The 26,999-nt window shown below is 72.3% G+C and carries 21 protein-coding genes and 2 tRNA genes; 9 read left to right on the top strand and 14 right to left on the bottom strand.

From position 1 onward, the window contains the following. Positions 1-19: 19 nt before the first annotated feature. Both ACFY6S_RS23345 and ACFY6S_RS23340 read left to right on the top strand, forming a co-directional pair. Positions 20-910: a Scr1 family TA system antitoxin-like transcriptional regulator gene (locus ACFY6S_RS23345; RefSeq protein ID WP_388824719.1), complete on the top strand. Its 891-nt coding sequence runs from the start codon at positions 20-22 to the stop codon at positions 908-910. Then, the gene (locus ACFY6S_RS23340; RefSeq protein ID WP_388824716.1) at positions 907-1,107 is read left to right on the top strand and encodes a DUF397 domain-containing protein; all 201 of its coding nucleotides are present in this window, start codon (positions 907-909) and stop codon (positions 1,105-1,107) included. Before ACFY6S_RS23345 ends, ACFY6S_RS23340 begins: the two co-directional genes overlap by 4 nt. Positions 1,108-1,580: 473 nt before the next feature. On the opposite strand, the gene ACFY6S_RS23335 is transcribed toward ACFY6S_RS23340, so the two are convergent. The 7 genes from ACFY6S_RS23335 to ACFY6S_RS23305 form a co-directional block, all read right to left on the bottom strand. Continuing rightward, complete coding sequence (locus ACFY6S_RS23335) at positions 1,581-2,504, bottom strand: TetR/AcrR family transcriptional regulator (RefSeq protein ID WP_388824713.1); 924 nt, start codon at positions 2,502-2,504, stop codon at positions 1,581-1,583. Between the two features lie 131 nt (positions 2,505-2,635). Beyond that, entirely contained in the window at positions 2,636-4,171 is a 1,536-nt protein-coding gene (locus ACFY6S_RS23330; protein ID WP_388824891.1) for an MFS transporter, read from the bottom strand. A 216-nt stretch (positions 4,172-4,387) separates the two neighbouring features. Next, positions 4,388-6,616 (bottom strand): ArnT family glycosyltransferase, encoded by a 2,229-nt coding sequence (locus ACFY6S_RS23325; RefSeq protein ID WP_388824888.1) that lies wholly within the window; start codon positions 6,614-6,616, stop codon positions 4,388-4,390. A gap of 2 nt (positions 6,617-6,618) precedes the next feature. Then, on the bottom strand, positions 6,619-8,022 hold the full coding sequence (locus ACFY6S_RS23320; RefSeq protein WP_388824711.1) for a glycosyltransferase: 1,404 nt from the start codon (positions 8,020-8,022) through the stop codon (positions 6,619-6,621). Between the two features lie 99 nt (positions 8,023-8,121). Further along, positions 8,122-9,915: an ATP-binding protein gene (locus tag ACFY6S_RS23315; protein ID WP_388824708.1), complete on the bottom strand. Its 1,794-nt coding sequence runs from the start codon at positions 9,913-9,915 to the stop codon at positions 8,122-8,124. Next, complete coding sequence (locus ACFY6S_RS23310; protein ID WP_388824705.1) at positions 9,912-10,670, bottom strand: response regulator transcription factor; 759 nt, start codon at positions 10,668-10,670, stop codon at positions 9,912-9,914. The genes ACFY6S_RS23315 and ACFY6S_RS23310 overlap by 4 nt, the downstream gene beginning before the upstream one ends. A 371-nt stretch (positions 10,671-11,041) precedes the next feature. Beyond that, complete coding sequence (locus ACFY6S_RS23305) at positions 11,042-11,935, bottom strand: DUF2797 domain-containing protein (RefSeq protein ID WP_388824885.1); 894 nt, start codon at positions 11,933-11,935, stop codon at positions 11,042-11,044. Between the two features lie 123 nt (positions 11,936-12,058). Here ACFY6S_RS23305 and ACFY6S_RS23300 point away from each other — a divergent pair, with 123 nt between their 5' ends. Then, positions 12,059-12,526: a hypothetical protein gene (locus tag ACFY6S_RS23300; RefSeq protein WP_388824702.1), complete on the top strand. Its 468-nt coding sequence runs from the start codon at positions 12,059-12,061 to the stop codon at positions 12,524-12,526. A 196-nt stretch (positions 12,527-12,722) separates the two neighbouring features. Then, positions 12,723-13,211, top strand: coding sequence for a tyrosine-type recombinase/integrase (locus ACFY6S_RS23295; RefSeq protein ID WP_388824882.1), 489 nt, complete (start codon positions 12,723-12,725; stop codon positions 13,209-13,211). A 177-nt stretch (positions 13,212-13,388) separates the two neighbouring features. Here ACFY6S_RS23295 and ACFY6S_RS23290 read toward each other — a convergent pair whose 3' ends face one another. The 3 genes from ACFY6S_RS23290 to ACFY6S_RS23280 form a co-directional block, all read right to left on the bottom strand. Then, a complete protein-coding gene (locus ACFY6S_RS23290) occupies positions 13,389-13,706 on the bottom strand; it encodes an RCC1 domain-containing protein (protein ID WP_388824699.1) in 318 nt (105 codons plus the stop codon). 431 nt (positions 13,707-14,137) lie between these two features. Beyond that, entirely contained in the window at positions 14,138-14,608 is a 471-nt protein-coding gene (locus ACFY6S_RS23285) for an NUDIX domain-containing protein (protein WP_388824696.1), read from the bottom strand. Positions 14,609-14,610: 2 nt separating this feature from the next. Beyond that, positions 14,611-15,354 (bottom strand): helix-turn-helix domain-containing protein, encoded by a 744-nt coding sequence (locus tag ACFY6S_RS23280; protein WP_388824693.1) that lies wholly within the window; start codon positions 15,352-15,354, stop codon positions 14,611-14,613. A gap of 107 nt (positions 15,355-15,461) precedes the next feature. Between ACFY6S_RS23280 and ACFY6S_RS23275 the strand changes: the two genes are divergently transcribed. From ACFY6S_RS23275 to ACFY6S_RS23265, 3 genes are all read left to right on the top strand, one after another. After that, positions 15,462-15,704, top strand: a complete 243-nt coding sequence (locus ACFY6S_RS23275; RefSeq protein ID WP_388824879.1) for a hypothetical protein — start codon at positions 15,462-15,464, stop codon at positions 15,702-15,704. A gap of 247 nt (positions 15,705-15,951) precedes the next feature. Further along, positions 15,952-16,395 carry a hypothetical protein gene (locus ACFY6S_RS23270; protein WP_388824690.1) on the top strand — a complete coding sequence of 148 codons (444 nt, stop codon included), beginning with the start codon at positions 15,952-15,954 and terminating at the stop codon, positions 16,393-16,395. A gap of 70 nt (positions 16,396-16,465) precedes the next feature. Then, positions 16,466-17,302, top strand: a complete 837-nt coding sequence (locus ACFY6S_RS23265; protein ID WP_388824687.1) for a protein kinase — start codon at positions 16,466-16,468, stop codon at positions 17,300-17,302. A gap of 818 nt (positions 17,303-18,120) precedes the next feature. Here ACFY6S_RS23265 and ACFY6S_RS23260 read toward each other — a convergent pair. Together ACFY6S_RS23260 and ACFY6S_RS23255 are read right to left on the bottom strand one after the other, a co-directional pair. After that, positions 18,121-18,193 (bottom strand) — tRNA-Arg (locus ACFY6S_RS23260). 205 nt (positions 18,194-18,398) lie between these two features. Further along, a tRNA-Ser gene (locus ACFY6S_RS23255) sits at positions 18,399-18,489 on the bottom strand. 207 nt (positions 18,490-18,696) lie between these two features. Between ACFY6S_RS23255 and ACFY6S_RS23250 the strand changes: the two genes are divergently transcribed. Together ACFY6S_RS23250 and ACFY6S_RS23245 are read left to right on the top strand one after the other, a co-directional pair. Then, positions 18,697-19,272 carry an SSI family serine proteinase inhibitor gene (locus tag ACFY6S_RS23250; RefSeq protein ID WP_388824684.1) on the top strand — a complete coding sequence of 192 codons (576 nt, stop codon included), beginning with the start codon at positions 18,697-18,699 and terminating at the stop codon, positions 19,270-19,272. 251 nt (positions 19,273-19,523) lie between these two features. Next, on the top strand, positions 19,524-24,173 hold the full coding sequence (locus ACFY6S_RS23245) for a PAS domain-containing protein (protein ID WP_388824681.1): 4,650 nt from the start codon (positions 19,524-19,526) through the stop codon (positions 24,171-24,173). A gap of 148 nt (positions 24,174-24,321) precedes the next feature. Here the strand turns inward: ACFY6S_RS23245 and ACFY6S_RS23240 are convergent, their stop codons facing one another. Then, complete coding sequence (locus tag ACFY6S_RS23240) at positions 24,322-25,977, bottom strand: long-chain fatty acid--CoA ligase (protein WP_388824678.1); 1,656 nt, start codon at positions 25,975-25,977, stop codon at positions 24,322-24,324. Positions 25,978-26,254: 277 nt separating this feature from the next. Then, entirely contained in the window at positions 26,255-26,845 is a 591-nt protein-coding gene (locus ACFY6S_RS23235) for a SigE family RNA polymerase sigma factor (RefSeq protein ID WP_388824675.1), read from the bottom strand. Positions 26,846-26,999 lie beyond the last annotated feature (154 nt).

Raw genomic sequence — 26,999 nt, 5'->3', positions numbered from 1 at the left:
CGCACTACCAGGGGTGGTTATGCTGACCTGGAATCGGGAGGACCTCAACGTTCCAACAAAGGGGAGAACATTGGTAAACCGTAAGGAGCTGAACCCCGACGCGAGTCCGGAAGCGGCGTACGGGGCACGACTGCGCAGCGCACGCGAGGCGCGCGGGTGGAAACAGGACGACCTGGGCGTGCGGATGGGATATTCAGGACGGCACATTTCGGGGGTCGAGACGTGCCACAAACCGCCAACCCGCAAGTTTTCGATCGCCGCTGACGTCGCCTTCGGATTCGAGGGGACAGCGGACACCTTCGAGCGCGAATGGCAGCAGATCGAGCACGGAGTGCTGTTGCAGGGGTTCCCGGAGTATGTGGGGTACGAGGGGCGGGCGGTGGAAATCCGGCTGTTCCAGGTGGGCCTCATCCCTGGTCTGTTGCAGACACCCGAGTACGCGCGGACGGTGGCCGACGGCGAGGTGCGGCGCGGAGCCATCACGCCCGAACAAGCCGAGGAGCGCGTCTCCTTCCTGGCTGGGAGGCAAGTCGCGCTGGAGCGACCTCGGCCGCCCATGGTGCTGGTGGTCATGGACGAGAGCTGCCTCCGTCAGACGGTCGGAGGTGCCGAGGTAATGGAAGCGCAGCTCCGGCGGCTGGTCGAAATCGCCACTCTCCCCCACTGGGTACTCCAGGTGTCCCCCTTCGGGATAGGGGCGCGGAGGTCGTTCAACCTGCCGGTCAACCTCCTCACCATGGCCGACCGGTCCGTGCTCGCGTACGCCGAGGCGCAGACGCGGGGGCACTTGGAGCGCGAAGTCACTTCCGTCGTACCCATACTGACGGCCTACCATCAGCTACAGGCCGAAGCACTGTCGCAAGCGGCATCCGTGGCCATGATCGAGCAGCTCCGAAAGGGCCCCCCGTGACGACCGAATCCCCCCGCTGGATCACGTCCTCCCACAGCAGCAACGGCGGCGACTGCGTGGAGATCGCCGCCAACCTCGCCGCCTCGCGCGGCACCGTCCCCGTCCGGGACTCCAAGAACCCGAGTGGCCCGGTCCTGGGCTTCCCCGTCCACTCGTTCACTTCCTTCGTGGCGAGCATAAAGGCCGGCGAGTTCTGAGTTCGGCACCGTCTGCCCCTGCGGAACAGCGCCTACCGGTTCACCGGGCCCCCATCACTCTCCCCGTACACCACCCGGCCGGACTCGTACGCTCCCGGCTCACCGCCAAACTGCCACCCGAGCCGACCGACACGGAACCACTCCCGAGCCCGGTGGCGCCCGCCATGGTGGAATGCGACACCTGCCGGGCACCAGGACGGCCGTAAGCGCTGCGTGACGGGGAATGCGGCGCCGGCCGGGGCGCACCCGCCTCCGCACCCCCACCGGCCCCGCTCCCCACCCGCCGGGGCCGGACCCGCGCCGCCGAAGTGCGCGACGCCGCCGCTTCCAGGGACCGCTGCGCCCCGTTCTCCGCGCCGCGTGGAACTCCCGGTACGGACAAGGTCCTGGGAGAGAACTGACGGGCGGGCTGCCGGACCGACACCCAGGAGTCAGTCCCGATCAGTCAGTCCCGATCAGTCAGTCCCGGTCAGTCAGTCCCGGTCCCGCATCGCCTCGATGCCCGCCACCAGGAGTTCGAGCGCGAAGACGAAGTCCCGGTCGCGCATCTCCTCCACCGTGCCGCCGCCGCGCGACGCCGCCACCTCAGCCGTGCTCCCGAACGCCTCTTCCAGCCGGGGCTGTTCGCCGATGGCGCCCATGGCCCGCCGGAAGTACGCCTCCTGGCTCAGCCCGGCGTCGGCGCAGCGCTGGACGAAGTGGCCCTCGACCGTGCCGAATCCGTACACGAACTGGAAGACCGCGGCGGTCGCGCCGGCCTGTCCCCGCGGCGAGAGGCCCGTGCCCCGGACGACCGCCTGGACGGCCGCCGAGAACTCCATCGAACGCGGCCCGATGTTCAGGTACTTGCCGACGAGCGGGGAGACCCAGTGGTGGCGCACCAGCAACGCGCGGTACTGGGCCGCCAGTTCGCGCAGCCGCGCCCGCCAGTCGAGGTCCTGGTCCGGCTCCGGCACCCGGATCTCCGCGAAGACGGAGTCCAGGGCCAGTTCGAGCAGGTCGTCCTTGGTGTCGACGTACCAGTAGAGGGACATGGCCGTCACGCCCAGCTCGGCGGCGAGCCGGCGCATGGAGAACTTCGCCGGGCCCTCCGTGTCGAGCAGCCGTACGGAGACGGAGGTGATGCGGTCGCGGTCGAGTCCGGAGGGGTGGTCCGTACGGTCGTTCCTGCGGCCGCGCGCGGCGGGCTTCCCGTCCAGCCACACGCTCGTACGGGCCGCCGGCCGGTCGGCACCGCCGTCCGGGGCGCGGCCGTCGCCGCGCGTCTCGGTGCGGGCCCCGGCGCGGTCGTCGCTTCGGCCCTCGGTACCGCCGCCCTGGGTGCGGGCCCCGGCGCGGTCGTCGCGGCCCGTGCCGTCGTCCACGCCGTCACGGCCGCTGTCGGGTTCCGACGCCATCGGTGAGCCTCCTCGGTTCCATCCGGCCGGGCGCCGCTTCCGCGAGCCGCCCGGCCCCGGCGCGACGCCCCCGGCCGCCGCGCGTGTCATTGAGCGTCCACCGGAATCCGGCGCTCCGGCCGGTCCCGATGCTATGCCGCTCCCCCCGGCACCGCCGACGGGGAGTCCGGCTCGCCCGCCCGTCCCGCGCGGTCCGCCCTGCGCAGCAGCAGGGCGGCCAGCAGTCCGCCCACCAGGACGGCCACGGCGCCGACCAGCTGGCTCGTCTCCAGGCCCGAGGCGAACGCGTCGGAGATCCGCAGCCGCTCCACGTCGCTCTCCGCCGCCGCGAGCGCGGCGGGCAGCGAGGCCGCGCCCACGGCGGCCGGAATCAGCGCGGCGAAGCGCGAGTTGAGCACGGCGCCCAGGACGGCGACGCCGAGCCCGTTGCCGAACTCGGCGAGCGTGCCGTTGATGCCCGCGCCCACCCCGGCCTTCTCCGGCGGGATCGCGCTCATGATGGCGTTGGCCATGGCGGGCATGGAGAGCGCGATGCCCGTCCCCATCACGACGAGCCCGATCAGCATCCCGCCGTACCCGTGCGCCCCGAGCACGGCGATCGCGCCGAGCCCGGCGGACACCAGCGTCATCCCGGCGGCGATGGCGCCCGGCGTGCCGAGCTTCCCGATCAGCCGCGGGCCGATGCCCGACAGGTTGAGCACGACGACGGCGACGGCGAGCGGGGCCGTGCGCAGCCCCGCGTCCAGCGGCCCGTAGCCGAGCACGAACTGAAGGTGCTGGGTCAGCAGGAAGAGCGAACCGGCCATACCGAACGCCACGAGGACGACGCCCGCCACCGCCCCGACGAAGCGCTGGTCGCGGAAGAAGTGCATGTCCAGCATGGGGTACGGGACCCGCAGCTCCCAGCCCACGAACAGCCCGAGGACGAGCAGTCCGGCGCAGGCGGGCAGCAGGACCTGACCGGAGGTCCAGCCGTGCTCGGGGCCGGAGATGATCGCGTAGACGACAGCGGTCATCCCGATGGTGGAGAGCGACGCGCCCAGCAGGTCGGGGCGTTCGCCCTGCTTGCTCTTCGACTCCGGCACGAGCGTGGCGACCGCGATCAGCGCCATGACCGCGACCGGGATGTTGATCAGGAAGATCGCTCCCCACCAGAAGTGGTCGAGCACGGCCCCGCCGATCAGCGGCCCGGCGGCGAAGCCGAGTGAGTTGACGGTCGACCAGATACCGATGGCCTTGACGCGCTCGGTGTCGTCGAAGATCTGGACGACGACCGCGAGGGTGGTGGTGATCAGCAGCGCCCCGCCGACGCCCATTCCGGCGCGCGCGGCGATCAACTGGCCGCTGGACTGGGCGAACCCGGCGACCAGGGAGCCGATCCCGAAGAGGGCGAGACCGGCGATGAGCAGCTTCTTGCGGCCGTACCGGTCGGCGGCGTTGCCCGCGGTGAGCAGCAGGCCCGACTGGACCAGGGAGTACGCGTTGATCATCCACTGGATGTCGGCGGTCGTCGCGTGCAGTTCGCGGGTGAGGGAGGGGATGGCGACGCTGAGGACGGTGTTGTCGAGCATCACGGTGAGCTGGGCGAGCACGATGACGCCGAGGATGAGCCAGCGCTGAGGGTGCCGGGCGGGGGAGGCGGGGTTCTCGGCGGCCGTCGCCGACATGGCGGACTCCTCGTACGGTGTATGGGACATCGTCGTCATACACCGTACAAGGAGTCTCTTACGTCGTATAGCTCTGCTCCGGATCGGCCGGTCGGTGGGGCCGGCGCGGCCGGTGGTGGGGCCGGTGCGGCCGGTGGTGGGGCCGGTCGGACCGGTGCGGCCGGTGGTGTGGCCGGTGCGGCCGGTGGTGTGGCCGGTCGGACCGACCGGCGGTGCTCAGCCCGTGGTGGACGCCTTCCGGGTCAGGTCGTAGAGCGTCGTGCTGTCCACGGTGACCTTCTTGAAGGTGGCCTCCACCCAGGTGGTGATGGTGGAGCTGCTGCCGGAGCCGCCGCCGGGGCCGCCCCCGCTGCTCGCGAGGAAGTAGTGGATCCTGCCGTCGGCGACGTACTGCTTGAACTGGGCGAGGGTCGGTGACGGGTCGCTTCCGTTGAAGCCGCCGATCGCCATGACGGGCTTCTCGGTGGCGAGCTGATAGCTGGCCGCGTTCTGGGAGCCGATGGCGGCCATGACCCAGGTGTAGTCGGAGGCGTTCTTCTTGAGGGCGGTCCCGACCTCGGAGCTGACGTCCTGGCCGTTGAGGAGGCCGCCCATGCCGCCGCCTCCCATGCCGCCGCGCTCGCCCATGCCGTCCTGGCCGCCGGGCGCGGTGCCGGGCCCACCACCGGTCTGGTTGCCCTGGCCGGTCTGGTTGCCCTGGCCGTTCTGCTGGGGCGGCTGGCCCATGCCCTGGCCGTTGCCGTTGCCGCCGCCAGTCGGGGGCTGGCCCATGCCCCCGCCGGGGCCCTGCCTCTGGCCCTGACCCGTGCCGGCGCCTGTGCCCGTACCCGTACCCGTACCCGTACCGTTGCCGGTGCCCGTCCGGCCCGGGGGACGCATCCCGCCACCGCCGCCGCCACCCGGGCCACCGCCGCCGCCGGGGCCGCCCATGGAGGCGGGACCCGCCGTCACGATCGAGCCCGTGTGCGCGCTGTTGACCGTGGAGAGCGTGTACGCGAACGGTCCCGCCAGCGAAGCCGCGACCCCCAGCCCCGCCGCGGCCAGCGCGAGCCGGCGCCCGAGACGCCCCGCCGACAGCAGCCCCGCCGCGGCGAGCAGTCCGCCGATCAGCACCGCCCAGCGCAGCCAGGGCAGATAGTCCGGGGTGCGGCCGAGCAGGACGTACGCCCAGACAGCGGTCCCCGCCACCGTCACCGCGAGCGCGGCGGAGGCCAGGATGTGCGACCGTTCCTCCCAGAGCACCGCCACGCCCATGCCGATGACGGCCGCGAGGTACGGCGCCAGCGCCACCGTGTAGTACTGGTGGAAGATCCCGGCCATGAAGCTGAAGACGCCCATCGTCATCAGCAGCGCGCTGCCCCACACGAGGAACGCCGAGCGTGCCGTGTCCGTGCGCGCGGCCTTCCGGGTGATGACGAGCCCGGCGACAAGCAGGATCAGCGCGGCGGGCAGCAGCCAGGAGATCTGGCCGCCGATCTCCGAGTTGAACATCCGGCCGATGCCGGTCTCGCCCCACTGGCCGGTGCCGCCGCCACCGCCCCCTCCGCCGCCGCCCCCGACGCTGCCGGTCTCATCGCCGTTGATGCGGCCGAGGCCGTTGTAGCCGAAGGTCAGCTCAAGGAAGGAGTTGTTCTGCGAGCCGCCGATGTACGGGCGCGAGGACGCGGGCCACAGCTCCACGATCGCGACCCACCAGCCGCCCGCTACCACCATCGCCACGGCGGACAGGGCGAGTTGGCCCAGCCTGCGGCGCAGCGGGGCCGGCGCGCACACCGCGTAGACCAGCGCCAGCGGCGGCAGGATCAGGAAAGCCTGGAGGGTCTTCGCCAGGAACGCGAAACCGACCGCGACGCCCGCCCACAGCAGCCACTTGGTACGTCCGGCCTCCAGCGCGCGGAGCACGCAGTAGACGGTGACCGTCATCAGCAGCGCGAGCAGCGCGTCCGGGTTGTTGAAGCGGAACATCAGCGCGGCGACCGGGGTGAGCGCCAGCACCAGCCCGGCGGTCAGCCCGGCGACGGCGCTGAAGCGGCGGCGCACGGCCGCGTACAGCACCGCCACCGTACCGAGCCCCATCAGCACCTCGGGCACCAGGATCTGCCAGGAACCGAGGCCGAAGAGGCGTACGGACAGGGCCATCGGCCAGAGCGCGGCCGGGGGCTTGTCGACGGTGATGGAGTTCGCCGCGTCGGAGGAGCCGAAGAAGAACGCCTTCCAGCTCTCGCCGCCGGCCTGCACGGCGGCCGAGTAGAAGGAGTTGGCGTAACCGGAGGCACTCAGGTTCCAGAGCTGGAGCAGCGCGGTGGCCAGCAGGAGCCCGAGGAAGGCCGGACGCACCCAGCGCGCGTCCTCGGGCCGGCCCCGCCAGAAGCGCGCGGCGCGGCCCGCGGCGCGGCGGTCATGGCGGTCCGCCGCCGACAGGGCCCCGTCGGGCTGAAGGGTCATGGTCATCGGGCGTTCCTTGAGTAGAGGACGGCGGTGTCGTCGGTGGGGACGGCTCCGGCCGCTGCTCCGGCGGGGGCGGCTCCGGCTGCTGCTCCGGCGGCGGCGGCTCCGGCGGGGGCGGCTCCGGCGGCGTCCGGGCCCGTCGCGTCGACGCCCGATCCGTCCGTACGCCGCTCCGGGAAGACCCAGGCGCGCAGCAGCAGGAAGCGCAGCACCGTCGAGGCGAGGTTGGCGGCGATCAGCACGGCCAGCTCGGTGGAGTGCGAGGGCGTGCTCGTCGCCGCGTCGAGCGCCGCGAGAGAGCCGCTGGTCAGCGCCAGACCGATGGCGAAGACGACCAGGCCCTGCGCCTGGTGCCGTACCGCGCCGGCCCGGCCCTGCACGCCGAACGTGAGCCTCCGGTTCGCGGCCGTGTTGGCGACGGCGGAGACGAGCAGGGCCGCGGCGTTGGCGAGTTGGGGGCCCGCCGTCGAGCGGAAGAGGGAGTACAGCAGCAGATAGAAGAGCGTGGACAGGGCGCCCACGACACAGAAGCCCACCAGTTGCCGCGCGAGCCCGCCCGGCACCCCGTTGATCCGGCGGTCCCTCGGGTCCTCCCCGAAGGGCCTCGACAACCGGTCCAGCGGCAGGGCGCCCACCGCCAGAGCGCGCCCCACCCGCCAGACGCCCTTGAGGTCCTCCGTCGCCGTCCGCACGATGTGCACCGTGCTGTCGGGGTCGTCCACCCAGTCCACCGGCACCTCATGGATGCGCAGTCCGGCGCGCTCGGCGAGCACGAGCATCTCCGTGTCGAAGAACCAGCCGGTGTCCTCGACCATCGGCAGCAGCCGCTGCGCCACGTCCCCCCGTATGGCCTTGAAGCCGCACTGCGCGTCGCTGAACCGGGCCGACAGGGAGGACTTGAGAATGAGGTTGTAGGCCCGCGAGATGAACTCGCGCTTCGGACCGCGCACCACCCGCGACGAACGGGACAGCCGGGAGCCGATCGCCAGGTCGGAGTGGCCCGAGATCAGCGGGGCCACCAGCGGCAGCAGCGCGTTGAGGTCGGTGGACAGGTCCACGTCCATGTAGGCGAGGACGGGCGAGTCGGAATGCGACCAGACCGTACGCAGCGCCCTGCCGCGGCCCTTCTCCTCCAGCCGGTACGAACGCACCTCGGGGATCGACGAGTCGAGCCGGGCCGCCACGTCGGCGGTGCGGTCGGTGCTCGCGTTGTCGGCGATCGTGATGCGGAAGCTGTAGGGGAAGGTACGGGCGAGATGGTCGTGCAGGCGCCGCACACATGGTTCGAGGTCCTGCTCCTCGTTGTAGACGGGGATCGTCACGTCAAGCACGGGGGCATCGGTCACCTCGACCGGGAGATGCTCCCGGGCCGGGAGGGTGCCCCATGAAGTGTCGGTTCGCATGATTCGAGATTCGCGATCCGCGCTGTCACGGCCGTGTGGTGAGCCTGTGCCCTGTCTGTGAGTCGCGCGGGGACACCGGGGGCCGGTGAAGGGCGGGTGTCACGGCCGCGGATACGGCTGGGCCGGGGCGCGGGGAGGGTGACCGGGCGGGGCACTGTTCGGGGCGCCGGGCGGGGTGCCGGGCCGGACACCGGGCGGGGCGCCGGGCGCGTCGGGGGCGTCGGGCGCGTCGGGGGCGGGTGCGGCCGCCGGCGGCGCGGGGGCGGGACCCGGCGCGGGGACCCTTCGGGGCGCGGGATACGGCACCGCTCCGGGGGCGGCCGGGAGCCGTACGGAGAAGACCGTCCGGCCCGGCACGCTCTCGACGCTCACGGTGCCGCCGTGGGCCGTCACCACCGCCTGGACGATCGCGAGGCCGAGGCCGGTGGAGCCGGCCGTGCGGGAGCGCGAGGCGTCGCCGCGCGCGAAGCGCTCGAAGACATGGGGAAGGAGCGCGGGCGGAATACCGGGGCCGTCGTCCTCGATGTCCAGCACGACCCCCGGCGGGGCGGGCCGGGACCAGCCCTGTCCGGCGCCCGTCGTCCCCCCAGCGGCGCCGCTTGTGCGGACGCGGGCCGTGACGGTGGTGCCGGGCGGGGTGTGCGTACGGGCGTTGGCCAGAAGGTTGACGAGCACCTGCTGGAGGCGGGGGGCGTCACCCCGTACCACGGCCTCGGGCTCGTCGGGCTCGGGCAGTTCGAGGCGCCAGTGGTGGCCCTGGCCGGCGGCGTGCGCGTCGCTGACCGCGTCCACGACCAGCGGGGAGAGATCGGTGTTCTCGTACGAGAGCGGGCGCCCGGCGTCCAGCCGTGCCAGCAGCAACAGATTCTCGACGAGGCCCGTCATCCGCTCCGCCTCGGCCTCGATGCGCCCGAGCGCGTACCGGGTGTCGGGGCCGGTCTCCTCGCGCCCGCGCCGGGTGAGTTCGGCGTACCCGCGGATCGAGGCGAGCGGTGTGCGCAGCTCGTGGCTGGCGTCGGCGACGAACTGCCGTACCCGCGTCTCGCTCTCCTGCCGGACGGCGAGCGCCGACCCGACGTGCCCGAGCATCCGGTTGAGCGCGGCACCGACCTGGCCCACCTCGGTCCTGGGGTCGGCCTCGGCGTCCGGGACCCGGACGAGCGGAGCCACCTCGCCGCTGTGCAGGGGGAGTTCGGAGACCCGGGTGGCGGTGTTGGCCACCCGCCGCAGCGGCCGCAGCGCGACGCTGACCAGGGCGCTGCCCGCGACCCCGGCGGCGATCAGCCCGGCCACGGTGACACAGATCTCCACGATCACCAGGGTGTTGAGGTTGTCCTGGACATCGGCGAGCGGCATACCCACGAGAAAGGCGCCGTTGGACCCGGCGATGTACTCGACGCGGTAGTCCCCGAGACCCGGCAGGGCCACGGTGTGCTCGTCCCCGTCGTGGGCGACGGTGTCGAGGGCGTTCTTCTGGGCCGACGTGAGGTCCTTCTCGGTGACCTTGGGGCCCGTACTGGCGTTCTCGACCGTCGCGAGGCGCAGCCCGCGGCTGACCCTGCTGTCCGCCCCGACCTGGCCGCCGACCGTACCGACCGGTGCGCCGCCGCCCGTCACGATCTTCAGCGGGTCGACGCCGTCCTGGGGCCCGCCGGGCGGCCTGCCGGGCGCGGGCTCGCCGAGGGGCGAGCCCGCCGTCCGCTTCGCGATGGCGTGCACCTGGGTGTCGAGCTGGTCGTACAGCTTCGAGCGGAACGCGATCGTGGTGACCGCCCCGATCACCGAGGCCACCACGGCGATCAGCACGACCGCCGAGACCACCAGCCGGGTCCGCAGCGACCAGTGCCGGCCGCGCCCGCCGATGCCGGTGTCCGCGCCTCGGGTCCCGCTCATCGCGGGGCGTCGCCCGGCTGTTCACCCGGCTTGATCAGATAGCCCGCGCCCCGCCGGGTGTGGATCATCGGCGGGCGGCCGGCGTCGATCTTCCGGCGCAGATAGGAGATGTACAGCTCCACGACGTTGGCCTGGCCGCCGAAGTCGTACGACCACACCCGGTCCAGGATCTGCGCCTTGCTGAGCACGCGGCGCGGGTTGCGCATGAGGTAGCGCAGCAGCTCGAACTCGGTGGCGGTCAGATGGATGGACTGGCCGGCGCGCGTCACGTCGTGGCTGTCCTCGTCGAGCGTGAGGTCCCCGACGACCAGCAGCGACTCGCTCCGTACGTCCGCCGCGCCGGACCGCCGGATCAGGCCGCGCAGCCGGGCCACGACCTCCTCCAGGCTGAACGGCTTGGTGACGTAGTCGTCGCCGCCCGCCGTCAGCCCGGCGATGCGGTCCTCGACCGAGTCCTTCGCCGTGAGGAACAGCACCGGCACCTGCGGCAGATCGCGCCGCAGCCGGCCGAGCACCGTCAGCCCGTCCATGTCGGGCAGCATCACGTCCAGCACCACGGCGTCCGGCCGGAACTCCCGCGCGGCACGGGTGGCACCGGCGCCGTCCCCGGCGCTGCGCACCTCCCAGCCCTCGTAGCGCAGGGCCATGGAGAGCAACTCCGTGAGCGACGCCTCGTCGTCGACGACGAGCACCCGCACGGGGCTCCCGTCCGGCCTGAGCATTTCGGAACGCCCGCGGGGCGAGGTGATGGTCATGGTGCTCACCCTGGGCAAGCGCTCTGAGAGGGGGCTTTCCTCTTCCTGTGAATTCCCTGAGAAAACCGTGCGGAGCTGTGCGGAGCTGTGCGGAGCTGTGCGGAGCTGTGCGGGGACGGGGACCGCCCTGCGGAGGGACGCGCGGCGCGGGGGCCGCCCTGCGGAGGGACGCGCAGCGCGGGACCGCCCTGCGGAGGGACGCGCAGCGCGGGACCGCCCTGCGGAGGGACGCGCGGCGCGGGACCGCCCTGCGGGGGGCCCGCCGCGCGGGACCGCCCTGCGGGGGCCCGCCGCGCGGGGGCCGGACCTCGTCCACCAGGGGCAGTCCCTGGCCGGACCGGGACGGGCCGCCGCGACACGGGGGCCGGACCTCAGAACAGCGAGTCCTGCGCCCCGTCGCCACGAGGGTCACGGACGGGAACGACGGGCACGGTGACGGCACCCCGGGTGTCCACGCCACCGCCGCCGCGCAGCTCCCATCCGCTCATCAGCCGGGTGTCCAGCACCACCACCCCGGAGTCGGCGGCGAGATGCAGATCGGGCCCGGCGGCGGCGATCAGCCGGCCCGCGACGCACCCGCCGTCGGCCAGCTCGCCGATCACGCCCGTGGCGGGCGGCAGCCCGGCGAGGCCGAACGCCCCGGCGTGGTCGACCGGCGCGAACGCGATCCGCTCCAGCGTCGGCGGCCACCCCTCCAGGGCCACGGCCGACTCGTGCATCCGCCGGATCTCCGCCGCCCGCGCTCCCGGCTCCGGCAGCGCCGACCGCACGGCCCGCTTCGCGGCGTACGGGACCCGGTCGGGCACGCCCAGCGCCGTGCGCAGCAGCTCCTCGGTGCGGCGCGCGGCCATCAGCGGCCCGCGCCCCAGCCAGCTGAACGCCACCGCCCCCTGCTCCAGCAGCCGCGCCGGCCCGCGCTGCTCGGCGGTGATCCCGACCTTCACCATCCCGGGCCCGAACCAGGCGAGGTAGACGCGGTACGTACGCGGATCGTCGGCCACGGTGTCCGCCGCCACCGAGTGGGCCCGCTCCAGCCGCGCGCACTCGGCACACCGCCCACCGGTGGAGCGGCCGGGAACGGCCGCGTGCACGGGGCAGACGTTCCCCCGCGCGCCGACGCACTCACGGGTCCCCACCGCGCGAAACGCCAGCTCACGCCCGTACCCCAGGGCGCTCTCCCGCCGCTCGTCCCCCCGCGACCACCCCAGAGCGGGCACCCCACCGCCCCACCGGATCCCGTCACACCGCCAGCCCACCCTGCCCACCGCCGCACCGCCGTCCCTCTCGTCGCCCGGCCCGTTGTCGCCGGTCCCCGGGTCGGCCGTCCCCAGTGTCGGCCGTCCCAGGTCGGACGGACGCGCCCCGGGACCCGATGGCACCATGACCGCATGACCGCCCCGGAGACCCCGCCCCCGCACGCCCCGCGACCGAGCGCGACGGAGCCGAGCGCGACGGAGTGCGACGCCTCCTACGTCCGCTTCCAAGGTACGGTCCGCAGCCCCCGGGGCCACTTCCCCGGCGTCTTCGCGCTGGCCAACAACCTGGAGCGCACGGGCGCCCTCACCGCCGAGCAGTGGCGCTTCTGGCGCACCCACAACGACTGGTACGACACCAACTACACCAACCCGTCCACGGTCGACCCGACCGCCTACGACCAGGACCTCAACCCGGGCGCGGTCGCCTGGTTCAAGCCGTCCGCCGGGGAACTGATCCAGCGGGTGGCCGGCTACCTGGAGATCCTCGCCGCGCACGGAATCGAGTGCGCCACGGTGCGCTCGCCGGACCCGGGCCGGATCGTCTACGAGGACGAACACCAGATCGTCGTGGTCCCCCACGCCACGGAACGACGCGACTGACCCCGGGAAAGGCCCCCCGGCAGGCCATCCGCCCCGAAGCCCCGCTACCTCCGCTACCTCCGGTACCTCCGGTACCTGCCCAAGGGCTTCGACCCGGGCGAGAACGACCGGTACCGCACGGTCCGTTCTCGCATATCGAGGCGCGCGGGCGTCGACTCGGGGATCAAGTGGCTGACGGTCGAGCAGATCGCGCGAGCTGGGCATCTGCTACGCCGACTACCTTCATGGGCGCTCGGCGGTCCCGCAGGCCGACTACATCGACCAGGTCCTGGTCAACCTCTTCCGGGAGCCGCTGGGACAGCCGATGACGCACTCCGGGGCCAAGGGGCTGTTCGACCGGCTCGCCCAGCGGGCGGACTTGATCGCCCGGCCCCACATGATCCGCCACAGTGCCGCTACCGAGGGGGTCCGCCAGGACACGGACCGGTCGGTGGTCTCCGATCTGCTCGGGCACGCGTCCGAGTCGTCCATGGCCCCGTACGTCCACGTCGACGAGTGCTCGCGGCGAGCCGCGGTCGAGCCGCGGTCGAGCCGCGATCGAGCCGCGCAACGTTCAGCCGACGACCATGCCGGGCCGACGACACCGACTCTGTCAGCGGCCACGTTCATCTCCCCGTGGATGGCCGGCACCTCCCCGCCGGCGGTCACCGCCGGCGGCCGGTTCGGCTCCCTCTGGGCTGGCTGATCGTGCCCCTCTGTGAGACCCGGCACCTGCCACCGGGATGCCGTCACGGACAGCGCCTACCCGGATGCCTGTCGGTTGCCTACCGCCGTCGGGCTCGCCGAGCGGGGAGAGGCCCGCCGCGGATGTTCCTGCGGCGGGCCTCAACATCGGGCCGATGCGCTCGGGTGTGGTTCCGGGTCAGTTCGCGATGCTGAAGTCGCCGCCCACCGGGGCGGCGATCTTGTCAACGCCGGTCAGCGCGGTGAGCGTGGTCACCGGGCTGCTGCTGTGGTCGGTGGTGCCGTCCCCGAGCTGCCCGGAGCCGTTGTCGCCCCAAGAGCGGACCGTGTTGTCGCCGAGCAGGGCGATGGTGTGTTCCCGGCCGCCGTCCACCAGCTTGACGCCGCTCACTCCCGGCACCGGAACGGGCTTGTTCCGGTTGTCGGTGGTGCCGTCGCCGAGCTGGCCCGAGGTGTTCTGCCCCCAGGTGAGGAGAGCGTTGTCGTCGCCGGTCACGGCGAGGCTGTGGTGGCATCCGGGTTGTGATGGAGCAGGCTCGCCCCGCCCCTTCCTCAAGCGACGTTAGGTACATGGCGGAGTGGATTAAGCCGTGGCGGGACGTAGAGTTTATGCGCGTGGTCGAGGATTGGCAGAAGTAGCAAGAACCGTCTTCGGCTTGCACAGGTTATCCCAGTAGTCACAGTCAAGATCTATGACCACCGATGCCAGGGCCTAAGGGCTGTCCCGTAATGCCCGGCGGGCGCGCGACGACAGCTACGGCACCTCGCCGCGTTGTCGGAACATCCGCGTACATCCAGTATGCGGACGCTCCTCCGCCTTGCGATGCACCGCATCTGACGCCTCGCGCTGATCCACCAGGCATGACGGGACAGCCCTTAGCGCAGGTGAAACCATCCAATGAGTTGGACAATGGCCGGAGAATACGGTCAACCGAGATACGGTCGCTCGCGATGCTCCAAGAAGTGACGGATTCGAAGCTGCTGTGTGTGGTGCATCGGCAGCTGCTCGATCTCATCCGGCTGGACGAACCGCAGTTCCGTGGACTCGTCCGAGATCGCGAGCCGGCCTCCGACCACACGGGCGGTGAAGCAGACGTTGAACTGCCGGCGCACCTCGCCATCCGAGTAGGCGATGACGTGGCGAGGGTCGGTGTACGTGCCCACAAGCCCAGTGATCTCTACATCCAGACCGGTTTCTTCCTTCACCTCGCGGACGGCCGTTCCCGGGAGTGAGTCGGTCATCTCCATGCCGCCACCTGGCAGCGCCCAGAGATCGTTGTCCCGTCGACGCTGAAGGAGAATGCGCCCTTCGTCGTCGGTGACCACGGCGGACGCTGCGACCACCAGGCTGTTCGGCTCCGGTGCCGCTGGGTCGTCGTAGTACTCGGTTCGCGCCATGGTCACCCTTCTCGTACCGGCGTCGCGGTTTCCCACACCGCGTCGAAGCTGCTGGCGTAGGTGTCGAACATGCCGCCCTTCCCGCTGCGCCGGAGATGCCACACGGGAGCACCGTAGGCATTCACGCCCCAGACATGGGCATTGACCAGTGCTTGGTCATCCGCACGATAGATCGAGTTGTAGAGCGTGGTGGCATGGGTGCGCACCTCGATGCCAGGTACCCCGGCAAGCGGGCGGTAGTGCATGAGGGCGAGTCGACAACGGGACTCGATCCCGTGGCCGAACCTCTCCTCCGCGCCGCGCTGTTGGACATTCGTACTGTCCGGGTCGCCGATCGCGATACGGACCGCACACCCGTCGTCCGCCCGCTCTCGCAACAAGTCGTTGAGCCGCGGGTACGCCTCGTGCAGGAAGACGGCGGCGTACACCAGCACGTCGATGTGCTCGCGCGCCTGGGTCAGCATGTCCACGAAGGTGGACACGGGGATGTCCGCCCGCTTGTCGTACAGAGCCACCAGTTCCGGACTGACAGCGCGGGCAGGGCGAGCCTGCCGGAGCGCGGGCCATAGAGCGTGCACGTCTTCTCCTAGCGTTTCCGCTGCCAGCATGGCGGTTCCACGACGCGGTGTTCGCCCCTGGTTGACCCATCGTTCGATCGACTTGGGATCGACTTCCACCTTGTCCGCGAGGGCGCTATACGTCCAGCCGCCGGCTGCCATGGCAGCTCGTAACCTCTCGTTCGGCATTTCAATCTCTCCTAAGACCTGGGGACGGCACCAGGGACGTTCTACCCGATGCGGGACGTCCCGAAGTGGGGTTTGTCGGAGGTTCCGACGTCCCGATGGGCGGCAGGATGCTCGTCCGCATGGCGAGCAACCAGCAGACCAGACCAGGCATCGGTGAACTGGCAAAGGACGCTGCCATTGGACGTATCGGCGTCGTCATGGGCGAGGTCGGCGCCCGGGTGCAGATAAGGCCCGTCGGTGGCGGCGTCGAGTGGGATGCCCTGCCGGACAACGTGGTGGCGCCGACCGCGCGGGAAGAATTGAGCGCCCACCTGGCCATCAAGAACGGCAACAGCCGGGACGGCCTGTGATGCGCGCCATCGGGCGGTATGCCGGGGTCCTGTTCATCATCGTGATCAGCGGATCGTGTGGCCTGGTGATCGGCATGGCCCTAGGTACCAGCCAGTAGACCGGCCGCCCCGAACGGGGTGCCACCTTCCCTGGCTCCCCCTTCCCCGTTCGGGGTCGGCCTTCCATCCCCCGGTCGCCATAGGCCGTGCCTCGGCGACCGATGCGGGCGCAAGTGCCAGAGCACAGCGACACTCAAGGAGTATTCGCATGACGGCAACGGCCAACGACCAGAAGACCGGTCGCGCGGTGGCTGGCGAGGAACTGTTCGACAGCCTCACCCACTTCGTGATCGTCCACAACAGGCAGTCCCGCGGACGGGCCGAGCGGATCGCGGACCAGGCGGTGGCCTTCGTGGTCACTGCCGCGACCGCGACCGTCCCCATGGTCCCGTCCGATGACGCGGACCTCGGTCTGCACGCGCTCATCCTGCACACGAAGGAGTACGCCGCGCTCTGCGACCGGTACGCGGGCCGCTTCCTCCACCACAACCCCATGCCGGGCGGAGGGCCCCGTGACCCGAAGAAGGTCGCCGCGTCCGCACACGCGATGAAGGCTGCCGGGTTCATGGTCTTCGACGACCTCTGGACCGTGGACGGCACGAACCTCGCGCAATGCGACGCGGACTGCGGCCGTCCGTACGGTCAGGCGTAGCGACACGACACCAGCGACGCGGCCGGCCTCGATGCGGGGTCGGCCGCGCAGCCCGGAAGGAGAACTGACGTTGTCCGGGACACCCCCTGAACTGCCGATCGTGGTGCTCGACGCACTGATGCCCAAGGCTCAGCGCCTGGTCGTTAATCGCCGGGGCTCGATGGTCTGGGAGGTCGAGAGCCATCGGGGGCAGTACGCCGTGAAGGTCGGTTACCCGATCGATGCTACGGCCGACTGGCCCGCCCAGCCCTGGACGGCACTTGCCCCCGCGCGTGAAGGGGCCGTGCTGTACCGACTCGGCCTCGATGACTTCGCGTACGGCGAATGGGAGCTGGGCACCTGGAACTTCCAGCCGTGGTACGAAGGGCCCGACCTGTACGAGCTGTGGAAGCCCTGTCGTGAGCCGGACTCTCGCACGGAACCTCATACCAGCGCGGCCCTCGGCTGCGTAGAGGCGCTGGCCGAGTTGCACGGCAAGGGCTGGACCCACGGCGACGTGCAGCCCGCACACTTCATCATCGGACCGGATCGCACGCACCTCATCGACCTGGCCTTGGCGCGCGGCGGACATATCCCCGAGGGGTACGACTTTCCGTTCCGCGGCTGCCTCGTCCACTACGAGGCGCCGGAGATCGCGCGCAGCGTGCTTACGACCGGAGAGGCGCAGCCTACGCAGGAAGCGGACATCTATGCGCTCGGCGCGTCCCTGCTCATTTCCGCCACGGGCTGGCGGGCCGTCGAGTACCCGGACGACGCACCGCGCCCCGAGCAGAGACAAGCCGTCGCGAGCGGCAAGCGCCGGCCTGTGAAGGTGCATGGCGAGCTGGGCGAACTGATCGACGCCATGCTCAGTCCGGCGCCCGAGGACAGGCCCACGATCTACGAGGTCGGTGAGGCCCTGAGCTGAGCCGTAGACCCACAAGCAGAAGACCGGACCACTCCTCCGCCTGGACAGCATTCAGGGCGGCCCGGTCGCGGAATCCCTGGTCAGGACCCTGGTGCCGATGGTACCGGGGCGGTTGGCGTGCTCGTATGCGGGTGCTGCTGGAACCCCGGTCCCTCGTTGTCGAGTTGGAGAGGAGTTCTGACCTGAGCCACCGAAAGTCAGCCACGACGGCGGGTGCGCCGAACGAGCACCCGTCACGTGTGTTTCCAGCGACCACCCGCCGGCCTCGACCACGCTTCTTCAGTGCGTCACGGTCCTCGGTTCCATTCCGGCCGGAGCGTTGTCAGCGCTGCATGACGCATCGGCACCGCATGCGGCTCTGCGGCCCATCCGGCTCGAAACGGTGGCCGGTTGGGCGGTGTGGTCACGCATGGTCAGCGTCGGCCTGGTCCTCGTGCTCGGGGAGGTGGGTTTTCCCTCCTGGCCTGGTCGACAGCCTTGGCGGTGCTGCGCGCTGAGCGGCGGGGGGGCCGCCGGAGCGGTGGCGGAGACGGGGAGCGGCGGCGGCCACGGGCCGCCGCGCCGCGCGGCCCGCGCCAGCGGGCCGCCTTGATCCAGTAAAGAAACTTTGGACAGCTCGCCCCTTCGACTGCTTCGGCCGGCAGGGAGTGAGCTGTTTTGCCATGTTTCACCCCGATTTGATCGCAGGATCGCCGGAATCTATTCACCCTTCGCCTCCGCGAGGGGCTGGCGCGATCGAAGCGGTTGCCGTCAATCACTGCCGTCACGGCATACGCCAGAGGCCCTCAGGATTTCTCCTGAGGGCCTCTGGCCTGCTGTGCACTCGGCAGGATTCGAACCTGCAACCTTCTGATCCGTAGTCAGATGCTCTATCCGTTAAGCTACGAGTGCCCGCCTGCGGCCTGGACCGCTGGTGTTGCCTTCCGGGCTTTTGTGCCCCGTTGGCGTTGCGAGAACAACATTACATGACCTGCGGCGTCAGGTGAAATCCATTGACCGCACCTGGTCTGACCTGCGGAAACGACGCAAAGCCCGAAAGTCTGCCGGAACGGCCGAAGCCCCGGCCGGTGGGCCGGGGCTTCGGGTGGTGCGTGCGCGGAGGCGGAGGGATTTGAACCCTCGATGGGCTTTAAGACCCAAACCGCATTAGCAGTGCGGCGCCATAGACCGGACTAGGCGACGCCTCCAGCACATCCGCGCGGGCGCGGATGGTGCGTGCAGATGATGACACAACCGGGTGGGGTGTCACCAATCGCTGCTCACGGTACTAGGAGGTTGGCCCCGAGGGCAAAGCACAAAGCCGGTGCGCAACGCCGGGGCTTGTCGCGCGTTAGACGGGTGACACCACCCGGGGCCCTTCGCGCCCCGTCCGTCACGGAGCACAAGGAGTCGTCATGCCCGTCATGCCCGCCACGCCTGCGATGCCCGCCAAGCCGCTGCGTCGTCTCGCCCTCGCCGCCGTCGCCTCCCTCGCCGTTCTGGGCGCCGGGGCGCCCGCCGCCTTCGCCGGGGCCGGGGGCTTCCCCGTACCGCTGCCCATGACGGAGACCGGGGCTCCGGCCTGGACCGTGGCTCCGGCCGGCGGCACGGGCGCGGGCTCGGGCGTGGGTACGGGCGCGGCGAAGGGCGTCGATGTGTTGACCGTCACCATCGCCGACAGCGGGGTCGACGGTGCCGACGGCACGTTCCGGCTGAGCTGCCGGCCGGCCGGGGGGACGCACCAGCAGGCGCGCGCCGCGTGCGACCGGCTGGGGCAGCTGGGCGGGGAGCTGGCCGTCGGCGGGCAGGACCCCTTCGCGCCCGTGTCGAAGGACACGATGTGCACCATGATGTACGGCGGCCCCGCCACCGCCCGGATCACCGGGACCTGGCAGGGCCGGACCGTCGACTCGTCCTTCAACAAGGCCAACGGCTGCGAGATCTCCCGCTGGCGGGCGCTGGAACCCGTACTTCCGGCCACCACCGCCTGAGCCCCGCCCCGGCAGCGCACGGGACAACGCCCACGATCCGTACGGGCATTGGCCTGAAGCAGGCGGCGAGGGGGCGGTCGGCCGCAGGCCGCGCGCCCCCTCGTGCCCGCTCCGGAGGGGGAACTCCGCCTCATCCGCCGTCGCGGGCACCGTCCCAGCCTTTAGACTCCCTTCCGTGACAGGCCGGAACCCGAGAGGCAAGATGGGTGCCGCCGTCCGCCAGGTGCAGTAGGTCAGGGAGGAAGCGTCTCGTGAGCAGCAGGCCATCCCGGGGCGCTGCTCGCCTCGCGGCGATACTCGACGCACTCCCCGACGGCCTGGTGCTCGTCAACGCCAACGGCACGGTCGTCAACGCGAACACCATCGCACTGGACATGTTCGAGACCCCCGGTACGGCGCTCGTGGGGCGCGGACTGCTCGATCTGCTGCCCGAGTTCGACTCCAAGCTGATCCCCGGTTCGATGCGCCGACCCGCGTCGGCGGACGCCCGTGGCCGTACGAAGCCGACCCGGATGGTCGCGCGGCGTACGGACGGCGGCGAGTTCCCCGCCGAGGTCACCAGCGCGAGCCTGGAGGACGGCCGGGACGCGTACAACGACTCGCACAGCTACACCGGCGACGAGCTGCTGATGCTGGTCGTACGGGATCTGTCGGGGACGGTGGACACCGAGGCCGAGCTGGCGCGTTCGCAGCGGCAGACCGAGATGATCCTGCGCGCCGCCTCCGAGGGGGTCGTCGGTACGGACACGGACGGCCGGGTCGTCCTCGTCAACCCCGCCGCCGCGCAGATCCTCGGGTTCCGGGCCGGCGATCTCGGCGGCCGTGAGCTGCATACGCTCGTCATGCACTCGCGCGCCGACGGGGAGCCCTTCCCGTACTCCGACTCGCCGCTCGCCGACACGCTCAGGTCGGGCCGCAAGCACCGGGTGCGCGGGCAGGTGCTGTGGGCGAAGAGCGGCAAGCAGGTGCCGGTCGATCTGACGACCTCGCCCGTACGGGACGGTGACCAGCTCGTCGGCGCCGTGATGACGTTCACCGACCGGCGTCCGTACGACGAGCTGACCAAGCAGCACGCCGACGAGGTGACCGCCGCCGAGAAGCGGCACGCGGCGGAGCTCAAGGAGACACGGGAGCGGCTCGGCGCGGAGCTGAAGGAGACCAGGGAGCGGCTCGCCGCCGAGCTGAAGGAGACGACGCAGCGGCTCAACTCCGAGCTGGCGGAGGCGTCGGAGGCGCACGCGGCGGAGTTGGCGGACCGCAGCGACCGGTACGCGGCCGAGATCGAGAAGCTCACCGAGCGGTACGGGGACGTGGCCGGGCGGCACTCCCAACTGACCGCCGTACTGGGCGAGTCGCTGCGGGGCCCGCTCGTCGAGCTGCGTGACGAACTGACCACGCTCGCCGCCGATCCGGCCGGGCAGCTGTGGCCGGAGGCCAACCAGATCCTGCACCACCTGTCCGCCGGTTACGCGCGGATGACGACGCTCGTCGACAACGTGCTCGGCTACCAGCGGCTCGATGTAGGCACGGAACCGCTCGCCAAGGCCAATGTCCTGCTCGACGGAGTGGTGGCCGCCGGGGTCGAGGGCGCCATCGAGCTGATCGGTCCCGGCCGGGCGCAGTTCGCCGTGCACGCGCCGCCTATCGAGGCCGAGGTGGACGCGGGACGGCTGGCGACGGCTCTCGCGCATCTGATCGCGGATGTGGCCGGGGTCGACTCGACGGGCCGGGCCCGGCTGATGCCCGGCGGGGGATATGTCGACTCGACGATCGTGGTGGCCGCGGCGCAGCGCGGTGATGTCGTACGGATCGAGGTGCGCGGCCCGTTCGGCGGCGGCGACCCGGTGCACGAGCCGATCGTGAGCGGGATCGTACGGGCGCACGGCGGGGTGCTCCAGACCCACGAGGTGCCGGGCATGAGCGGCAGCGCCTTTGTGCTGGAACTGCCGCTGGGGCAGGGCGCGGGGACCGTTCAGCCGCCCGCAGCGATGCCCGTCGGCGGCCAGCCGGCCCTGCCCGCGCCGCCGTCGCGGCACGCCGACGACACAGGTACGGGTACGGGTACGGGTACGGGCGAGGGTACGGGCACGGATACGGGTACGGCGGAGGACGCGGGGCCCCGTACGGGTCCGGGGGCGCAGCATGGTCCCGGTACGTCGGGCGGCGGCAGGCGGCGGGCGCGGCGGGCTTCCACGGACGCGTTCCTGGACTCCCCGATCGAGGACACCGGCGAGCGGGAACAGCCCGAGCCGCACGCCCCGGCCCCGGCACACCCCCAGGCACACCCCCAGACGCATCCCGAGGCACAGCCGGAGCAGCCCGCGTCCGCCCCCACGGGACGGCGCAGGGCCCGCACCACCGACGCGGATGTCCCGGCTCCGGGTGTCAGTGCGGCGGAGCTGATCCCGGCGCAGGACACCGGAGGTACGAGCGGCACGAACGGCGGCACCGGTCGCAGGCGCGGCCGGCCGAGCCCCGCTGAGGACGCGGCGGCCGGTTCCGGCGTCGCCGTGCCCGCTCCCGCGCAGCCCGCGCCCTCCGAGGGAGCGGTCGTCACGGCCGCCGAGGGGGCGCATCCGACCGGGCGCGCGGCGCTCGGTCAGGCCGTACCGCCGCAGGGAGTGCCGGTGGAGGCGGGTCCCGCCGGGAACGGGCGCCGGGCGCGGCGCCCCGAGCAGCGGGCGCTCCCGGCGCTGTCGGCCGGCCCCTCGGCTCAGACCCCCTCGGCACCGGGCTACTCGGCACCGGGCCACTCGGCTCAGGGGCAGCCCCCGCAGCCCCCGCAGAGCCCGCAGCCGCAGCACGCTCCGGGGCCCCAGCAGCAGGTCCCCGCGCCAGCGGCGCCGCATGCCGCGCAGGGGCAGGCCGGGGGCCGCAGGGCCCGGCGCGCCCTCGCGCCGGCGCAGGAACGGCACATTCCGGTGCCGCCCGAGCCGGAGACCCCCCGCAGTCCGTTCGCCCTGCCGCCCGCCGCCGCCGACCGCCCCACGGCCCCGGCGCCCACGGCCCCGGCGCCCGCGCGGCCCGCCCCGGAGGCGCCGCTGCCGGGCCGCCACGACGCCGTACGGACGGCCCCGGACGCCGACCACACCCCGCCGCAGCCGCATCCCCTGCCCCAGGGGCGGCGCCGGCTGCCGGGGGACACGTCGCACGGGGTTCCCGTACCGTCCGGCCCCGCACCTTCAGGTCCCGTACCGTCCGGAGCCGTACCGTCCGGCCCCGCACCCTCCGGACCCGTGCCCATCGGGCCCTACATGAGCGACCCCAACGCCTGGGGCAGCCCGCCCCCGTCGCCGGGAGCCGACAGCCAGGACACCGGGATGTCCTCCGGCTTCGGGATGATGTCGGGCCCGCCCGGCTGGCCCGACGACCCGGCGCCCGCACCCGTCGAAGCGGACGGATACGGCCACGACGGTACGGACGCCTCGCGAGCACCGGCGCAGCCCCCGGCCACGGCCCCGGCGCCGCCCGCGCCCGCCGCTTCCGGCCCGGCGCCCGCTCCGCTGCCCGCTCCCGCTCCGGAAGGGGCCGCGCCGCCTGTCCCGCCGACTTCGGCGACGGCCTCGGTCGCGTCGATGGCCACCTCGGAGTCCTCCGTGGAGTCCTCCGTTCCCCACCCCCGGCGCGGCGCTCACCAGCCGATGCCGCCCGCCCAGCCGCTCCCGGAGGAGGCGCCGCTCCCGGCGGACTCCACCCAGGGGCGCGCGTTCAGCGTGCGCACGCTCGGCCAGGGGACGCCGTTCGCGCAGCACCTCCCCCAGCAGGGCCAGCCGCACGGGCAGCAGGGCCAGCAGGGCCAGCAGCCCCCAGGCCAAGGCCAGTTCCAGGGGCAAGGCCAGGGGCAAGGGGGGCAGGGCCAGCCGCAGTCCCTCGGCTCCGGGCGGCGGCGCAAGCTGGGCACGCCTCCCGACGGCACGCTCCACACCGACCCGGCGGCGCCCCCCGCCGCCATGCCCGCCCCGGCCACGGCACAGCCCCAGGCCGCGCCCCCGGCGCCCCCCGCCCCCGGCGCCACCCAGGGCGGCGGCCTGCGGCTGCCCGCCGCACGCCCCGAAGGCCGTTCGTACGCGATAGGCGCCCCCGACGAGGGCGCCGAGGGTCCCGAGCCGCTGGACGGTCCCGGCGGCGCTGTCGAGGTCGCCAACCGGCCCCAGCCGCAGCCCGTCGACGACGAACTCCCCCCGGAGCCGCTGGACAACCCGCGCCGGCTGCTGGTCTGGCCCGCGCCGGACGTCGCCACCGAGCAGGCGCTGAGCGACCGCGGCTACCGTCCGGTCGTCGTGCACTCCCGCGACGAGGTCGCGGCGCAGATCGCCGCGTTCCCCGCGGCGCTGTTCGTCGACCCGCTGACCGGGCCGATCACCCGGACCGCGCTCCAGTCGCTGCGCCAGGCGGCCGTCGCCGCCGAGGTGCCCGTACTGGTGACGGCGGGGCTCGGCCAGGCGACGCGGGAAGAGGCGTACGGAGCCGATCCGGCCGTACTCCTCAAGGCCCTCGCGCCGCGCGACAGCGAACAGCACCCGCCGCGCGTGCTGTTGATCGAGCAGCACGACGAGATCGCCTTCGCCCTGACGGCGACGCTGGAGCGGCGCGCGATGCAGGTCGCGCGGGCGGCCACCGACAACGAGGCGGTCAACCTCGCCGCGCAGATGCGGCCGAACCTGGTCGTCATGGACCTGATGCAGGTACGGCGCCGGCGCGCCGGCATCATCGACTGGCTGCGCGCGAACGGCCAGCTGAACCGGACCCCGCTGGTGATATACACCTCGACCGGTATCGATGAGGAGGAACTGCACCTCCTCACCTCCGGCGAGACCGTCCTGTTCCTCGCCGAGCGGTCGACCACGTCCGAGGTGCAGGACCGGATCGTCGACCTGCTCGCGAAGATCGGAACGAACTGACGCCGGGGTGGCCCCGGGGCGGCCCCTGGGTCGCCCCGGGGCCGCCCCGGCCTGAAGCCTCCGGCCGGGGCACCGCGCCTACAGCTTCGTGACGTCCAGCTCGCCGTCCGCGCCTACAGCTTCGTGACGTCCAGCTCGCCGTCCGCGCCTACAGCTTCGTGACGTCCAGCTCGCCGTCCGCGTACTGCTGACGGATCACCTTCTTGTCGAACTTCCCCACGCTCGTCTTCGGCACCGCTCCGACCACCGCCCACCGCTCCGGCAGCTGCCACTTCGCGACGCTCCGGGCGAGGAACTCCCTCAGCGACGCGTAGTCCGCCGTGGCGCCCTCCTTGAGGACGACCGTCGCGAGGGGCCGCTCGCCCCACCGCTCGTCCGGCACGGCGACGACCGCCGCCTCGGCCACCTCCGGGTGGGCCATCAGCGCGTTCTCCAGCTCGACGCTGGAGATCCACTCGCCGCCGGACTTGATCACGTCCTTCGCCCGGTCGGTGAGGGTGAGATAGCCGTCCGGGCTGATGACCCCGACATCGCCGGTGCGCAGCCAGCCGTCGTCGCTGAACTTGTCCGCCGGCCTGATCGGTTCGCCGTCCACGCCCCCGAAGTACGCGCCGGCGATCCACGGGCCGCGCACCTCCAGCTCACCGGCCGACTCGCCGTCCCACGGCAGGATGTCGCCCGCAGGACCGGCCAGCCGGGCGTCGACCGCGGCCGGGAAGCGGCCCTGGGTGAGGCGGTACGGCCACTCCTCCTCATCGGTGAGTCCGGCGGGCGGGTTGGACATCGTCCCGAGCGGCGAGGTCTCCGTCATACCCCAGGCGGCGCAGAGCCGTACCCCGAGCTTGTCGTACGCCTCCATCAGGGCGGCGGGGCAGGCGGCACCGCCGATGGTGACGCGGGCCATGGAGGAGAGGTCGCGCGGGCGGGCGGTGACCTCGGCGAGCAGCCCCTGCCAGATCGTGGGCACGGCAGCGGCGTGGTCGGGGCGCTCGCGCTCGATCATCTCGGCGAGCGGACCGGGCTGGAGGAAGCGGTCGGGCATCAGCATGTTGATGCCGCTCATGAAGGTGCCGTGCGGCAGCCCCCAGGCGTTCACATGAAACTGCGGGACGACCACGAGCGTCGTGTCGTTGTCCGTCAGTCCCATCGCCTCGACCATGTTGACCTGCATGGAGTGCAGATAGATCGAACGGTGGGAGTAGACGACGCCCTTGGGGTCGCCGGTCGTCCCGGAGGTGTAGCACATGGCCGCCGCGGCCCGCTCGTCCAGCTCGGGCCAGTCGAAGTCGGCGGGGCGGTCCGCGATCAGCTCCTCGTACTCGTGGACCTGTACGGCCGTGCCCGCGGCCTCGCGCAGCGGCGCCCGGTCGCCGGGACCGGAGACGATGACGTGCTCGACGGTCGGCAGGTGGGGCAGGAGCGGGGCGAGCAGCGGCACCAGGGAGCCGTTCACGAGGATCACGCGGTCGGCGGCGTGGTTGACGATCCAGACGAGCTGCTCGGCGGGCAGGCGCAGATTGAGGGTGTGGAGGACGGCGCCCATCGAGGGGATCGCGAAGTACGCCTCGACGTGTTCGGCGTTGTTCCACATCAGGGTCCCCAGGACACTTCCCTCGGTCACCCCGAGGTCGTCGCGCAGGGCCCCGGCGAGCCGGGCGGCGCGTGCGCCGATCTCGGCGAAGGTGCGGCGGTGCGGCTCGCTCTCGCCGGTCCAGGTCGTGACCCGGGAGGTCCCGTGGATGGTCATCCCGTGGCGCAGGATGCGGGTGACGGTCAGCGGTACGTCCTGCATCGTGCTGAGCACGGCGTCCTCCCGGTGGGCGCTTGCGCTGCGTGGCGTGGCGTGGCTGAGAAGTGGCGCGGACGGTGTCGCGCTGTGGAAATTCTTCTCACATACCGTTCGGTATGTCACTACCCCGGACCGATCGGAACCGCCCGAGAACGGGAACGGGGGGCCAGGACGGGTTCGACGTCCGAGGCCGGGAACGGGGGACCAGGACGGGCGCGGGGGCCAGGACGGGCGCGGGGGCCAGGACGGGTTCGACGTCCGAGGCCGGGGACCGGGGCGCCGACCGGGCGGGTCACCGCACCGGGGAGAGTTCCTGGTCCTCCCTGAGTTTGCCGAGCGCGCGCGACACCGCGCTCTTGACCGTGCCGACCGAGACCCCGAGCACCTCAGCCGTCTGGACCTCGCTCAGATCCTCGTAGTACCGCAGGACGACCATCGCCCGCTGCCGGTCGGGCAGCCGCATCACGGCCCGCCACATCGCGTCGTGCAGCACCTGCCGCTCGGCGTGGTCGGGCTCGGGGACGCCCGCCTGCTCGGGCAGCTCGTCGCAGGCGAACTCGTCGACCTTGCGCTTGCGCCACTGCGAGGTGCGGGTGTTCAGCAGGGCGCGGCGGACATAGCCGTCCAGGGCGCGGTGGTCCTCGATCCGGTCCCAGGCGACATAGGTCTTGGTGAGCGCCGTCTGGAGCAGATCCTCGGCGTCGCACGGGTTGGCGGTCAGCGAGCGCGCCGCACGCAGCAGCACGGGCCCCCGCGCCCGTACGTACGAGGAGAACGACGCGTAGGGCGGGACGTGCGACACGTACGGCGCGGCGGTCGGGTACGACGAGTGCGCGGCCGGCTTGGCGGCCTGCGAGGCGCTCGTGCAGACAGGCGTGGTCATGGCTCCACGCTAGGAGCGGGACGCACTCCGGGGGATCGCCCCCAGGTCCCGAAGGGATGTCCCCCTGTAGGTGGAGGGGTGGGGCTTCCTCCACCTCCTGAAGGTGGAGGAAGCCGGGGCGGCGCCGTCGGGGTCCTGGAGGAAGCCGGGCGGC

The sequence above is a fragment of the Streptomyces sp. NPDC012835 genome (assembly GCF_042900885.1).
Lineage (GTDB): Bacteria > Actinomycetota > Actinomycetes > Streptomycetales > Streptomycetaceae > Streptomyces.
This window is presented reverse-complemented; position numbering and strand designations above follow the sequence as displayed.